General features: G+C 71.3%; 15 protein-coding genes. 13 read left to right on the forward strand and 2 right to left on the reverse strand.

Annotated features, from left to right (window positions below):
- Positions 1-281 precede the first annotated feature (281 nt).
- On the reverse strand, positions 282-1301 hold the full coding sequence (locus U874_RS0111380) for a cytochrome c oxidase assembly protein (protein WP_025134662.1): 1020 nt from the start codon (positions 1299-1301) through the stop codon (positions 282-284).
- Between the two features lie 163 nt (positions 1302-1464).
- Positions 1465-3303 carry a phosphoenolpyruvate carboxykinase (GTP) gene (locus tag U874_RS0111385; RefSeq protein ID WP_025134663.1) on the reverse strand — a complete coding sequence of 613 codons (1839 nt, stop codon included), beginning with the start codon at positions 3301-3303 and terminating at the stop codon, positions 1465-1467.
- 252 nt (positions 3304-3555) lie between these two features.
- Between U874_RS0111385 and nrdI the strand changes: the two genes are divergently transcribed.
- The 13 genes from nrdI to U874_RS0111450 all read left to right on the forward strand — a co-directional run bounded on the left by nrdI (position 3556) and on the right by U874_RS0111450 (position 13753).
- The gene (nrdI, locus tag U874_RS0111395) at positions 3556-4032 is read left to right on the forward strand and encodes a class Ib ribonucleoside-diphosphate reductase assembly flavoprotein NrdI (protein WP_051582894.1); all 477 of its coding nucleotides are present in this window, start codon (positions 3556-3558) and stop codon (positions 4030-4032) included.
- The gene (nrdF, locus tag U874_RS0111400; protein WP_025134665.1) at positions 4029-5060 is read left to right on the forward strand and encodes a class 1b ribonucleoside-diphosphate reductase subunit beta; all 1032 of its coding nucleotides are present in this window, start codon (positions 4029-4031) and stop codon (positions 5058-5060) included. The genes nrdI and nrdF overlap by 4 nt, the downstream gene beginning before the upstream one ends.
- A 42-nt stretch (positions 5061-5102) precedes the next feature.
- Positions 5103-5852 (forward strand): hypothetical protein, encoded by a 750-nt coding sequence (locus tag U874_RS0111405; protein WP_025134666.1) that lies wholly within the window; start codon positions 5103-5105, stop codon positions 5850-5852.
- A gap of 83 nt (positions 5853-5935) precedes the next feature.
- Positions 5936-6637: an HAD family hydrolase gene (locus U874_RS14435; RefSeq protein WP_025134667.1), complete on the forward strand. Its 702-nt coding sequence runs from the start codon at positions 5936-5938 to the stop codon at positions 6635-6637.
- Between the two features lie 6 nt (positions 6638-6643).
- Positions 6644-7660 (forward strand): phosphate/phosphite/phosphonate ABC transporter substrate-binding protein, encoded by a 1017-nt coding sequence (gene phnD, locus U874_RS0111415; RefSeq protein WP_025134668.1) that lies wholly within the window; start codon positions 6644-6646, stop codon positions 7658-7660.
- A gap of 14 nt (positions 7661-7674) precedes the next feature.
- Entirely contained in the window at positions 7675-8511 is an 837-nt protein-coding gene (gene phnC, locus U874_RS0111420) for a phosphonate ABC transporter ATP-binding protein (RefSeq protein WP_025134669.1), read from the forward strand.
- Positions 8508-9332 (forward strand): phosphonate ABC transporter, permease protein PhnE, encoded by an 825-nt coding sequence (gene phnE, locus U874_RS0111425; protein ID WP_025134670.1) that lies wholly within the window; start codon positions 8508-8510, stop codon positions 9330-9332. The genes phnC and phnE (U874_RS0111425) overlap by 4 nt, the downstream gene beginning before the upstream one ends.
- On the forward strand, positions 9329-10165 hold the full coding sequence (gene phnE, locus U874_RS0111430; protein ID WP_025134671.1) for a phosphonate ABC transporter, permease protein PhnE: 837 nt from the start codon (positions 9329-9331) through the stop codon (positions 10163-10165). The genes phnE (U874_RS0111425) and phnE (U874_RS0111430) overlap by 4 nt, the downstream gene beginning before the upstream one ends.
- Position 10166: 1 nt before the next feature.
- Entirely contained in the window at positions 10167-11057 is an 891-nt protein-coding gene (locus tag U874_RS0111435) for a MurR/RpiR family transcriptional regulator (protein ID WP_025134672.1), read from the forward strand.
- Between the two features lie 127 nt (positions 11058-11184).
- Positions 11185-11982: an SDR family oxidoreductase gene (locus tag U874_RS0111440; RefSeq protein ID WP_025134673.1), complete on the forward strand. Its 798-nt coding sequence runs from the start codon at positions 11185-11187 to the stop codon at positions 11980-11982.
- 25 nt (positions 11983-12007) lie between these two features.
- On the forward strand, positions 12008-12397 hold the full coding sequence (locus U874_RS0111445) for an ankyrin repeat domain-containing protein (RefSeq protein ID WP_025134674.1): 390 nt from the start codon (positions 12008-12010) through the stop codon (positions 12395-12397).
- A 331-nt stretch (positions 12398-12728) separates the two neighbouring features.
- Positions 12729-13085: a hypothetical protein gene (locus tag U874_RS15690; protein WP_198525846.1), complete on the forward strand. Its 357-nt coding sequence runs from the start codon at positions 12729-12731 to the stop codon at positions 13083-13085.
- On the forward strand, positions 13022-13753 hold the full coding sequence (locus tag U874_RS0111450; RefSeq protein WP_198525847.1) for a hypothetical protein: 732 nt from the start codon (positions 13022-13024) through the stop codon (positions 13751-13753). The genes U874_RS15690 and U874_RS0111450 overlap by 64 nt, the downstream gene beginning before the upstream one ends.
- Positions 13754-14061: the final 308 nt, after the last annotated feature.

Genomic DNA, 14061 nt, shown 5'->3' on the forward strand with positions numbered 1-14061 from the left:
CCAAATACTGTGTTTCGGCGCGCCAGAGTGGGCGGGCACACCGAATACCCCTGTCAAGTGTGTGCAGCGCGACTCGATCCCCCGAGCCGTGGCCTCGCGATCCCCATCGCGTGGCCGAGAGCTGGCACACGGGCGCAATTGCCCCGTTCGACAGTAGCACGCAGGCCCTCGAGTTGTCCGACTTCCCGGGCGCGTCGCCCGGCGCGCGAATTCCGCGTTTGATCTACCTGATCAGGGGTTACTCTGATTCGCAGGCGCGGGTTTCACCCCCAGGATCACCCTCAGCCGCGGCTGTCGCTGCCGCACGCTCCTCCGGCGGCGGCCGTTCCCCCGCCCGCGCCCGCGGCTCCCGCGTCCCCGCCGCCGAAGCGCTCCGCAAGAACCGCGTTGTACGCGTCGAGTTCGGCGTCCTCCTCCGCACGGCGCCGCTTCGAGCGGAGCTGATCCGAGCGGCGCCACTTCGAGAGGGTGACGATCAGCACGAGGAGCAACGGAAGCTCGCCGTACGACCAGATCAGGCCTCCGGCGATCGCCTGGTCGAGCGCTCGCGTGATCCCCCACGCACCGGGATCCGCGGCGAACCAGCGGAACATCGGCCCCGTGCTGAGCAAGAGGATGAGCCCGAAGATGGCGTGGACCTGGATCTCGATCAGCACGTCGATGAGGCGCACGACGTACGAGGGCGTCCGCGGCAGCGGGTCGATCGCCCAGAGCGGTCCTGCCGCCACGATGCCGGCGCCGAGGAAGACCGCGAGCGCGATTGTGTGGCCGCCGGGCACCGCGAGCAGGGCGCTGATCGCATCGCTGAAGTAGAGCGCGGGAAAGGCGAGCAGGGCGATGACGATCGCCGTCGCCGGGTGCAGCAGCACCCGGGCGGTGCGGGAGCGCGCCCCGCCGAGCGCGGCGCGCAGCAGCCAGCGGCCCGGGCCGCGATGCGGGGTCGCCCGGAGCACCAGGCTTCCTGGGCCGCCCATGAGGAGCAGGGGCGGCACGACCACCATGAGCGTGATCTGCTGGAAGAGCAGTGCGGAGACGAGCTCCGCGGCCGCGCCGTTGACCGCGAGCCCGCACGCGAGGAACCAGACGAGGCAGCCGAGGGCGAACGAGATCGAGCGCATCACGGGCCAGCGCCGCCCCTGCGCGCGAAGGCGCAGCACGCCGAGCAGGTAGGCGGCCAGCACGGGGATCGCGAGCCAGGCGAGCGGGGAGGCGACCGCCGGCTCGAAGCCGACGAGATCGGCGAGGCCGAGCGCTTCGAGGCGGGCGTGGGCGCCCTGCGGCGCGCCTTCGAACGACAGCATGTTCACTCCCCGGGAGGCGGACGGACGACGCCGCGACGCGGAGCGCGTACGCGCTCGGGGGCCCGCTCGCTCGCGGGGCCGCCGAGCACCGGCGCGGCGGCCCCCACGCTAGCAGCGCACCGGTGTGCATTCGCCGGGTGCGCGCATGCCGCGTGCGGAATATTCAGTCCGCGGACGCGAGCGCCCCGGCGACCCGGCGGTGCGCGGCCCAGATCTCCTCCGGCACCCGCGCGAACTGCGCGAGGTGCGCCGCGCGGAAGCCCATCTCCTCCTGCCACCGGTCGACATCGACGGCGAGCAGCCGATCGAGCACGCCCTCCGGGAGCGCGAGGCCCGTGAGATCGAGCTCCTCGGGCAGGGGAACAGTGCCCACTGGGGTGCGCTGGCCATCGGCCGCGCCGTCGTGGTGCCGGAGCAGCCAGAGGAGCGCGCGCAGGTTCTCGCGGTACCCGGGCCAGAGGTACGCGCCACTCTCGGCGTCGCGCTGGAACCAGTTGACGTGCGCGAACGCGGGCGGCTGCGCCGCCGATCCGAGCACCCGGAGCCAGTGCTGCGCGTAGTCGCCCTCGCCGTAGGAGAGGAAGGGCCGCATCGACATCGGGTCGTAGCGCAGCTGGCCGGCGACGCCCTCGGCGGCGAAGGTGGCCTCGGCGCCGAGCGTGAGCCCGTCGTACACCCCCTCGGCGAGGTCGTCGATCGCGCGAACGAGCGGCTCGCGATCGCGCGTGCGCCCGCCGAAGATGATCGCGTCGACCACGACGCCGTCGGCCGCGTGCACGTCGGCGGCGATGTTCGGGATGCGGTCGAGCGGGATCGTGAAGCGGCTGTTCGGGTGAGCCCAGGGCGCATCTTGTTCCTCGGGCGCGCGCTCCGCGATGGGCCGGCCGCGCCAGTCGAGCCAGCCGGCGAGCTCGCGCGGCGGCTCGGGAGTGAGCCCCTCCCACCACACCTCCTCGGTGAGCTCGTTGTAGGCCGTGTTCGTGAAGATCGTGCCCGAACCCTCGGCGATCGCCGCCATGGCCGTGGGATTCGTCTCCTCGTTCGTGTCCTTCGCGACGCCGAAAGCGCCGTGCTCGGGGTTGAACGCGCGCACGCGGCCTGCTTCGTCGACCCAGATCCACGCGATGTCGTCGCCGTAGAACTCCACTCGGTAGCGGTCGGCGAGCGCCTCGGGGGCGAGGGTCATTGCGAGGTTCGTCTTCCCGGACGCGCTCGGGAAGCCGCCGCAGATGTGCCGCTTCTCGCCCGTTTCGAGGTCGACGATCCCGAGCAGGAGGAACTGCTCCGCGAGGAAGCGGCCGGAGACCCTGCCGTCGTAGGACGCCTGACGGAGGCCGTGGGCGATCTTCCCGAGCAGCGCGTTGCCACCGTAGGCCGAGCCGTAGTGGAGGATCGTGCGCTCGTCGGCGATCGTGGCGAACAGGCGCTGGTCGTCCGCGGTCCCCTGCCCGAGCGCGTCGAGGTCGCCCGTGACGTGCACGCCGCGCACGAAGAACGCGGGATCCGCGAGCCCCTCGATGTGCGCCATCCCGACCCGGGCCATCCGGATCATCTGCAGCACGACGTTCCGGTCGTCGGTGAGCTCGACGCCTGCGGCGAACGCCTCGAGCGGGGTGCCCGGGGGCGCCATGAGGTAGGGCACCACGTACATGGTCTTCCCGCGGGAGGCGCCGCGCATCCGCTCGACGAGCAGCGGCTTCACCGTGTCCGAGTGGCGCCAGTTGTTGTACGCGCCGGCGTCGCGAGGATCCGCGGTCGCGACCACGGTGCGCTCCTCGGAACGCGCAGTATCCCGCTCGTGGGAGCGTGAGAAGTACCGGCCGCGCCCGGCCGGGAGGAGGGAGCCGTCGGCGAGCGCCTCCGCGAGCAGCCGCTCGTCGTCCGCGGCCCCGACCACCTCGATGCGGGCCGGCTCGGTGATCGCGGCCCACTCGGCGACGAACGCGCGGACGTGCGGGGCGCGGAGTTCGGCGGGGACCGCCGGCAGTTCGAAATCGCTCATGGCAGATGCCTTTCTCGGGATCGACTCGGCGATCCCAGTCTCGCAGAGCCGCGGCGTGCGCACGAGGGTGTCGTGCGTGCCCGGCGCGCTGCCCCACGCCGTTCGGATCGCACGCTCAGCCTAATATTCGACATGCCGAACTTTCAACTTGGGCGTGTCGTAGAAATCCGAAGCGCGCTCGTGTTAGGACTAGATATAGGGGCACGCGCCCCTCTCGAACACTACATCTAGTGCACCTCCGAAAGGACTCCCGTGCCCAGCAGCCCGCCAATTCCGCCGCCCCGCGTGCTCACGGCCGCCGAATCGCCCGATCTCGTCTACTTCTCGAGCGTCTCCGAGAACACGCGCCGCTTCGTCGACCGGCTCGACCGAGCCGCGGCTCGGATCCCGCTGCGCCCCCGCATCGAGGGCGGGCTCCGCGTGAGCCGCCCGTTCGTGCTCGTCGTCCCCACGTACGGCGGGGGCGCCCGCGCCGACGCGGTGCCGAAGCAGGTGATCGCCTTCCTGAACGATCCGGTGAACCGCGACCTGCTGCGCGGGGTGATCACCGCGGGCAACACCAACTTCGGCGAGCACTTCTGCCTCGCGGGCCCCGTGATCTCCGGAAAGTGCGGCGTCCCCGAGCTCTACCGCTTCGAACTCCTGGGCACGGCGTACGACGTCGCCCGCGTCACCGACGGCCTCGCCCAGTTCTGGGCGGCGCCCCACCACCGAGAGGATCCCGCATGACCGCCCCGCACCCCACCAGCCCGAGCGCCGTGCAGCGCGCCATCACCCCGCCCGGCTTCCGGCACGATCCCGGAGCGCGGCTGCGGCCCGTCAACTGGAATCGCGTCGCGGACGAGAAGGACCTCGAGGTCTGGAACCGGCTCACCGCGAACTTCTGGCTTCCCGAGAAGGTGCCGCTGTCGAACGACCTGCCCGCCTGGCAGCGCCAGCTCACCGACGCGGAGCGGACGCTCACGATGCGCGTGTTCACGGGCCTCACCATGCTCGACACGGTCCAGGCGACCGTCGGGGAGATCAGCCAGATCCAGGACGCGCGCACCGAGCACGAGGAGGCGGTGTACACGAACATCGCGTTCATGCAGTCCGTGCACGCGCGCTCCTACTCCTCGGTCTTCTCCACGCTCACGAGCACGCCCGAGATCGACGACGCCTACCGCTGGGCCGTCGCCAACGATCTGCTGCAGGCGCGCTGCAAGCGCGTGCTCGTGCACTACTACGGCGAGGATCCGCTGCGGCGCAAGGTCGCCTCCACACTGCTCTCCTCGCTGCTGCTCTACGCGGGCTTCTACCTGCCGCTGCACTTCTCGGTGCGCGCGACGCTCACGAACACGGCCGACATGATCCGGCTCATCCTGCGCGACAAGGCCGTCCACGGCTACTACTCGGGCTACAAGTACCAGCGCGGTCTCGAGGCCGCGACGCCCGAGCGCCGGGAGGAAATGCGCGTGTTCACGTTCGCGCTGCTCGAGGAGCTCGTCGAGCTCGAACTCGCGTACTCCGGCGAGCTCTACGAGCCGCTCGGCCTCATGCCGGATGTCGCCGGATTCGTGCGCTACAACGCGAACAAGGCGCTCATGAACCTCGGATACCCCGCGCGCTTCGACGCCGGGGAGACGACCGTGAGCCCCGAGATCCTCGCCGCGCTCGCGCCCGGCGCCGACGAGAACCACGACTTCTTCTCGGGCTCGGGATCCTCCTACATCATCGGGCGGGCCGAGGAGACGCGCGACGCGGACTGGGACTTCTAGCGCGCGGAGCAGCTCGCCCCTCGGCCGTGCGATAGTCGAGGGGTGAGCGATCCCCTCCTCCCGCCGCGGCCCGGCGGGTCACGCCAGCCGTCCGCGCAGCCCTCGGCCGCGGAGCCGTCCGCGCTCCGTGCGCCCGAGGCGCCGGCAGCCGCAGCACCGACACCCGCAGCGCCGACGCCGCCCCCGCTCGCCCCCGTCCTCGCGCAGGTGCGGGCCGACGCCGCAGCGGGCCGCTTCGCCGTGTGGGGCCGCTCGACGCTCATCGACGAGTTCACCGGGGTGCCGTCGATCCCGCGCGAGCTGTTCGACGCGCTCCACGCGGCCGCCGGGATCCCTGCTGCATTCCCCGTCGGGAATGCGGGCCTCCTCCACGTCTACGGCTACTGGTTCTCCGCCGTGCCCACGCCGTTCGGCTTCAAGCGGGATCGCTGGCGCGACGGCGCGCTGGCCCGCGCGCTCGGCAAGCCGGCCGACGCTTTCCTGCTCTTCGGACACGGCACCACCGCGCTCGAGCGGGTGACAGCGGCCGCCCTGCCCGTGCTCCGCACACCCCCGGCCGCCGCCCTCCAGGCGGAGGCGATCATCGCGACGCCGGCCGGGCCGCGTCCCAGCCGGGTCGTGCTGCGGCGGGCGGATCCCGCCGGCCCCGCCGCGCTCGTCTACGGCATCGCCGGCGCCTCCGGCCCGCTCGAACTCGTCACCGCCTTCCCGCTCGCGGGCGATCCCGAGCCGCTCCTCGGCGATTTCGCGGCCGAGCCCCGCCCGCGTTGGAATGCCGTCGTCGACTCGTAACCGAGTGTTCATCGCCCCATAGACATCTCGTCCATTTGCGTCCCTAGGTTTGGATTTATCGTCCAAACCGAAAGGGAGTGCGCATGGCGCCGAGTATCGTCTTCGACTTCGATGGCACGCTGGCCATCGGCCACGGACCCGTCCGTGCCTACGCGCGGCTGATCGCGCCGGCGGCGGGACCGGGCTTCCTGGACCGCGTCGAGGCCGAACTCGCCCGCTTCGACGCGGGCGCCGCCGAGTTCCGCGACGGCTACGACGTCGTCGGCTCGCTGGCCCGCACCGCCGGGGTCGACGCCGCAGCGCTCCAGCGCGCCTACGGCGAGAGCCGCGCACAGCTCGGCACCGAGCTCGCGCCGGTCGGCACGATGCCGGGGCTCGACTCCTTCCTCGCGGACCTCGGCCGCTCCGCACGCCTCGTGCTCGCCACGAACGCCCCAGAGCAGGGCATCGACCGCGTCCTCGGCGCCTGGGGCGTGCGCGAGCGCTTCGCGGAGCTCCACTTCGCCATCGGCAAGCCCGTCGGCCTCACGCGCCTCATCGAGACGCTCCGCACCGACGGTCCCGTGCTCTCGATCGGCGACATCGCCGAGTTCGATCTCGCGCCCGCGCGCGCCCTCGGGGCCGACACGGCCCTCGTCGGCGCGACGGCGTCGCACTCCCCCGCTTCGGTGACGCTGCGCGGGCCTTCGCTCGCCGCGCTGCGCACCGACATCGAAACCTGGGCCGCGACCGCGGCATCCAGCACCCACGAGCCGCTCGGCTCGGCAACCGGCATCGAAAGGTAACTCCTCATGCGCAAGTCACTCATTGCAGCTGGCGCCCTCACGGTCGCGGCACTCGGCCTCGCAGGCTGCAGCACCGGAGGCGCGGGCGAGCCCGCCGCCGACGGCGAGGCGCAGGCCTGGCCCGAGTCGATCACGCTCTCCCTCGTCCCCTCGGTCGAGGGCGAGGACCTCGCCGAGGCGCTCGATCCGCTCACGAGCTACCTCTCCGAGGGGCTCGGCATCGAGGTGGAGGGCGTCGTCGCGAGCGACTACGCCGCCACCGTCGAGGCGCTCGGCGCCGACCAGGCCCAGGTGATCATCGCCGACGCCGGTTCGCTCTACAACGCGACGAAGCAGTACGACGCCGAGCTGGTGCTCCGCGACGTCCGCTTCGGTGCCACCTCCTACGCGGCCGTTGGCTTCACGAACAACCCGGAGAAGTACTGCGCCGAGGCGCCCGTGAAGGCACGCTACGCCGCGAGCGACACCGAGCTGCTCTACTGCAACGGCATCGAACAGGCCGGCGTGGACGCGACCGGCCAGGGCCCCGCGGGCATCGACGCGCTGCAGCAGATCTCGAAGGGCACGAAGGTCGCGCTGCAGGCCGCCACCTCGCCCGCGGGCTACCAGTACCCCGTGGTCGCGATGCGCGACGCCGGGATCGACACGGATGCCGACATCACGCAGGTCCCGGTCGAGGGCAACAACAACGCCGTGCTCGCCGTCGCGAACGGCGACGCCGAGGTGAGCTTTGGCTACTGGGACGCCCGCACCACCGTGCTCGCCGAGGCCCCCGAGGTCGCCGAGAAGGTCGTCGCATTCGCCTACTCGGAGATGATCCCGAACGGCGGCGTCGCGGTCTCCTCGAGCCTTCCCGCCGATCTCGTCGAGCAGCTCACGCAGCTCATGGACGACTACGCCGACTCCTCCGAGGACGCCAAGACGGTCATGTTCGACCTCGTCGGCCTCTCGGACTGGACGAGCACCACGGCCGAGGACGAGATCACGCGCTACGGCGAGATCCTCGCCCAGTTCACGAACTAGACGCGCACCGCTCCATGTCCCACGCACCCGATGCGCGCCGCGAGGCGGAGGTCCGGCCCCGGCCGGACGCCGCCTCGTGGCGCATCGCCCTCGACCATGCCTCCGTCACGTACCCGAACGGTACGCGCGCGCTGCGCGACGTCTCCCTCACGATCGAGCCTGGCGAGATGGTCTCGATCGTCGGCCTCTCCGGTTCCGGGAAGTCGACCCTCATCCGCACGATCAACGGTCTCGTCCCCGTCACCTCCGGGGCCGTCACGGTCGGCCCGCACCGCGTCTCCGAGCTGCGGGGCCGCGCCCTGCGCGAGGCCCGCGGACACATCGGCATGATCTTCCAGGCCTTCAACCTCGCCGAGCGGGCGAGCGTCTACCGCAACACGCTCGTCGGCCGCTTCGCGCACTCCCCCGCGGCGCGCACGCTGCTCGGCCTCCCGAGCGCGCAGGACCGCGAGATCGCGCTGCGCGCACTCGACTCGGTGGGCATCCTCGACAAGGTCTGGACCCGGGCCGGCTCGCTCTCCGGCGGGCAGAAGCAGCGCGTGGCAATCGCGCGCGCCCTCTCCCAGGAGCCGAGCGTCATGCTCGCGGACGAACCGGTTGCGAGCCTCGACCCGCCTACGGCGCACTCCGTGATGGCGGATCTCGCCCGGATCAACGCCGAGCGCGGGCTTACCGTGCTCGTGAACATCCACCTCATGGATCTCGCGCGCCAGTACACGAGCCGGATGATCGGGCTGCGCGACGGCGCCGTCGTCTACGACGGCCCGGCGGCCGAGGCGCGCGACGCCGATTTCGAGCAGATCTACGGCCGCCCGATCCAGCCCCGCGACCGACTCGGGACGAGCGCATGACCGCGCAGGCACCGCGGGCGGGATCGGCGCCCCTCGTGCTGCCCCCGCGGCCGCGCGGCGGGCTCCGCGTCGCGCTCGTCATCGCGGCCGTGGCCGCGTTCACCGCGGCCACCTGCCTGCCGGCGATCGGCGGGATCGAACTCGATCTCGCCGCGATCGCGAAGAACTGGCGCAATGGCGCGGAGAAGGTGGCGCAGCTGCTGCAGCCGAACCTCGCGTTCCTGCCGCGCACCTGGGCGCCCATGCTCGAGACCCTCCAGATGGCGCTCGTCGGGGCCGCGCTCGCCGCGCTCCTGTCGGTGCCGCTCACCCTGTGGGCCGCGGCGCCCACGAACCCGAACGGCGTCACGCGCGGCCTCGTCCGCACCGCCGTGAACATCATCCGCGCGGTGCCCGATCTCGTCTACGCCACCGTGCTCGTCGCCATGCTCGGCGTCGGTGCGCTCCCCGGCGTCGTGACGCTCGTGCTCTTCAACCTCGGCGTCGTCGTGAAGCTCGTCTCCGAAGCGATCGACGCGTCCGACCACAGCTACATGGAGGCGGGCCGGGCCGCCGGCGGCACGCAGTTCCAGATCAACCGCGCGACCGCCCTGCCGCAGGTCTGGCCGCTCTTCACGAACCAGTGGCTCTACGCCCTTGAACTCAACGTGCGCATCTCCGCGATCCTCGGCATCGTCGGCGCGGGCGGTATCGGCCGCCTGCTCGACGAGCGCCGCGGCTTCTACGCGTACTCCGATGTGTCCGTGATCATCCTGGAGATCCTCGTCGTGGTCATCGCCATCGAGGTGCTCTCGAACCTGCTCCGCAGGAGGCTCGTATGACCCGCACGCTCCTCGCCCCGACGCCCGCAGCGCAGCCCGCCCCCGCGCTGATGCTGCCGCCGCGCCCGTCCCGCATCGGCGCGACGCTCTGGTCGCTCCTCGCCGCCGCCGTCGTGCTCGTCGCGGCGGCCGGGCTCCAGATCTCCTGGGCAGATCTCCCCGAGCTGCCCGGCCGCATCGCCCACTACCTCTGGCTCATGTTCGAGTCGCCCAACTGGGAGAAGCTGCCGCGCGCGCTGTTCGAGACGTGGCGCTCCATCTCCATGGCCTGGCTCGGCGCGCTCCTGTGCGTGGTGCTCTCCATTCCGCTCGGCATGCTCGCCGCGACCGGGGTGGGCCCACTCTGGCTGCGCGGGATCCTGCGGGGCCTGTTCGCTGTGATCCGCGCCGTGCCCGAGGTGATCATCGCCCTCGTGCTCCTCACAGTCACCGGACTGACCCCGCTCACGGGCGCGCTGGCGCTCGGGCTCGCGGGCATCGGCACGCAGGGCAAGTGGGTATACGAGACGGTCGAGTCCGTGCGCGACGGCGCTCCCGAGGCGGTGCGCGCCGCAGGGGGCACCACCGCCGAGGTGACCCGCTGGGCGCTCTGGCCCGCCGTGGCCCCCGCGCTCCTCTCCTTCGCGCTCTACCGCTTCGAGATCAACATCCGCACCTCGGCCGTGCTCGGCCTCGTGGGGGCCGGCGGCATCGGCAGTATGCTCTCGAACTACACGAACTACCGGCAGTGGGACACCGTCGGCATGCTGCTCATCGTCGTGATCGCTGCGACGATGATCATGGACACGATCTCCGGGGCGATCCGCCGCCGGCTCATGAGCGGAGGCAGGTAGCGTGACCTGGACCGGATCCCCCGATGCACGCCCGAGCGTGCGCATCTCCGCCCTCGCGCCCGGGCTGCAGAAGACCGAGCGCCGCGTCGCCGAGGCGATCGCGCAGGATCGCGGCCGGGCCGTCGAGCTCACGGCGCAGGAGCTCGCCGAGTGGGTGGGCGTCGGCCGCACGACCGTGATCCGCGCGGCGCAGTCCCTCGGCTACGAGGGATACCCGCAGCTGCGCGTCGCCCTCGTGCAGGAGCTCGCCCTCGAGTCCGCCGCGCACGGCACCGCAGGCGGTTCCGTCGCGGGCAGCGCCGACGGCAGCGCGCTCGGCGCACTCCGCTCCCGCATCGCGCAGGTGGGCGCGCGGCTGGGCGACACGCTCGCCGCGCTCACCCCCGAGGCCGTCGACGCCTTCCTCGAAGCACTCGCAGAGTCCCACCGCGTGCTCGTCGTGGCGAACGGGCTCTCCGGCCCGCTCGGGCTCGCGCTCGTGATGCGGCTCAACGCGGCCGGCCGCTCGGTGGAGCACTTCGCCGACCCCCTCGCGCAGCAGATCGCGGCGCGGCAGCTCGGCCCGGGCTCCGCCTGCATCGTGTTCTCCGGCTCGGGCGCGAACCGGCCGACGCTCGAGGCGATGGCCGCGGCCCGTGAGGGCGGGGCGCGGGTGATTGCGATCACCTCGTTCGCGCGCTCGGCCATCGTGGCGCAGGCCGATGTCGCGCTCGTCGTCCCGCCCGTGAACGACACCTTCCACGACGAGCTGATCCACACCTCGCGGGCCGCGCTCATGCTCCTCACCGAGGAGCTCGTCGATCTGTTCGTCGAGCGCAGCGGGGAGCGCGGCCGCGCCGCACGAGCCGCGGCGCTCGACGTCCTCGCCGGGGCGATCACCGAACAGGAATGAGGCCGCAGCGGAGCTGCACCGGGCTGAACGAGCGGACGACGCGCACCCGCGCGATCCCCCGCCCGCGGATCGCGCGCCGCGCACCCTCTCGGAGCGCTCGGGAAGCTCCGGGTGCCAGACTGGGCGCATGACACGCACCGCACTCATCACCGGGGCCTCCGCGGGTCTCGGAACCGAGTTCGCCAGGCAGCTCGCGGCGCTCGGCATGCGCGTGGTGCTCGTCGCGCGCGACGCCGAGCGGCTCGACCGCCTCGCCGCCGAGCTCGGTGCGGCGCCCGGTGCCGGCGCGGACCCCGGCGAGCGGGCCGAGGTGCTCGTCGCCGATCTCACCACCGAGGCGGGCTTGGAGCGGGTCGCGGCGCGGCTCTCGGATCCGGACCGCCCCATCGATCTCCTCATCAACAACGCGGGCTTCGGCGTCTTCGAGAGCTTCGAACGGAGCAGCATCGCCGACGAGCGCCGGATGCACGAGCTGCTCTCATGGGCTCCGCTCCGGCTCGCGCACGCGGCGATCCCCGGCATGCTCGAGCGCGGCGAGGGCTGGATCCTCACCGTCGCGAGCGTGGCCGCGTTCACCCCCACAGGCACCTACGGGGCCGCGAAGGCCGCGGTGGTGTCGCTCTCGCGATCGCTGAACGCCCGCTACCGCCGCCGCGGCGTGCGCGTCACGGCGCTGTGCCCTGGCCTGCTCGCCACCGAGTTTCACGAACGCATGGGCGAAGATCACCTCCCGCAGCTCCCCCGCATCGCGTGGGCGGACACCGCGCGCGTCGCCCGCGAGGGGCTCCGTGCGGTGCACGCCGGCCGCGCGGTGCACGTGTCGGACTGGCGGTACCGGCTCGCGGTGCCGCTCACGAGGATCCTCCCGGATCGAGTGCTCGAGCGCATGACGACCACCAATGCCCAGGAGTCGGGCCGCGCCTGACGCGACGATCACGGAGAATAGAGGAATGAACGATTCGACGGCCGACGCGCTCCCCGATGACGTGCTGCAGTTCGCGCACGCGCTCTTCGATCTCGCCCGCGCGGGCGACGTCGAGCAGCTGACGGCCGCGATCGACCAGGGCGTGCCGGTCGATCTCACGGACGCCCAGGGCAACACGCTGCTGATGCTCGCGGCGTACCACGGGCACGCACCGCTCGTGGTGGCGCTCGCGGAGCGCGGGGCCGATCTCGACCGCCCGAACGATCGCGCGCAGACTCCGCTGGCCGGCGCGGTGTTCAAGCGCGCCACCGAGGTCATCGAGGCGCTCGTCAGCCGCGGGGCCGACCTCGACGCGGGCACCCCGACGGCACGTGCGACGGCCGCGATGTTCCAGGTGGAGCTGCCTCAGCGCTGACGCGGATCAGCCCTGGCTCTTCCGGGAGACGCCTCCCGCCCGAGCTTTTCCGTGGCTCCGGCACCCCGGTGAACACCTACCCGGCCGCTCTCCTCTCTCTAGGTACTGAGCCGTCTGCCAGGGGTTAACGCGTCCCTCCCCACGCCGCTTCCCGAATCGACGGCCAGAGCAGCGGCGCCAATACCCCTGTTCGGGCACAGAAACCGCCCGTGCGCCTCAGCACGGTTGCGCCCCCAGCGCGCTGCATCTCCGCGCTCAGTATGCGAATTCTGGCTGTTATGTTCACTCGCACACCCCAGTCAGCAATCGCACACACGAAGGAGATCCTCGAATGATTCGCAAGCGATTGATCACCCTCTTAGCAGGAGCAGCGCTCATCAGCGTCGGAATATCCGGGGCGGGGAGCACGCTGAGCGCCAGCCCGGCCCAGGCCGGTGGAGGCTCGGCAAGCGGCCAGTACGGTTATAAGTGGGGAGATATCTGCTACCCCGACTGCAATGGGCGTTGGGTCTATAACGTCAGTGCTCAGGTCGTCTGGTCGGAATTCTGGCACAACACTGCTCATCACAAGACCGGCGTGCAGGCAGACTCGCGGCTGCGCTGGGCACGAAGCGGCCCTTGGTCATGGGCACGCGTCGCGATGTTCCGTGCTCCAGTCCAGAACTACCACTTCGCGAAGCTGACATGAGACACCGTGCACGGCACGCGGGCCCGCCCAGACCCCTGTTCACCGGCGCCCTCCTCGCCGCCGCGCTGTTCGGCCTCAGCGGCTGCAGCATCGATGCCGCTCCGGGGATCGAGCGAGGCGCGCCTGCTCCCGGTGAGGCATTCACTGGTCCGTATGCCTCCGAGTTCGAACAGGCATTTCGGCACGCCCGCACCGAGGCGGAGCGTGATGTCCTCGCGGACGGACAGATCACCGAGGCCGAAGCACAGGAAATACTCGAGAGCTTCCGGCTCTGCCTCGATGCAGTCGGAATCACCCTGATCGAGCACACGGGCGACTCGGTCGAGATGGAAGGGGATCCCGCTCGGATCCCGCCCGAGCAGATCGACGAACGTGCGGAGACCTGTTCGCAGGAGACTGGCGAGGCGGTGATCCTGACGCTCTACGCCATCATGCGGCAGGATCCGGGGCACGAGTTCACTCCGGAACGAGTCGTCGAGTGCCTGGTGCGCGCAGGAGTGGTTCCGGAATCCTTCACCGTTGACGAGTACACGTCTTCCGGGATTGAGCGCCTGCACCCGGGCCAGCAGCTGTACACCGATGCCGGCGCAGAGACCCAACGCAAGCTGTCGAAGTGCGAGAGCGACCCCATCGCGTCCTTCATCGACGAGGCGACACAGCCGGGGTGAACCCGGGAAACGCAGAACGGCGGGATCCCGAAGGATCCCGCCGTTGCTCGTGGGGTGTCTCAGGAAATCGGGAAGCCGTTGCGGCACTTGGTCTTCCAACCAGGCAGCGACCCCGGTTTCCAGCTTGGGACGCGACCTTTTCCAGCCCGCCCTGTCGCTGCATTCGAGATCCCTTGCGCTGCCCGTGCCAGAACAGCCAGCAGGGCCCCCTCTCCCCGGCCGGGGTGTAGACCTACCTTGAAGCATCGCCGCACCTTTCCCGGTTTCCTTTCCTGGCTAGGTTCTGGGGAAGACCCGGCGAGATACTG

Origin of the sequence: Leucobacter sp. PH1c, assembly GCF_000633415.1 — a bacterium.
Lineage (GTDB): Bacteria > Actinomycetota > Actinomycetes > Actinomycetales > Microbacteriaceae > Leucobacter.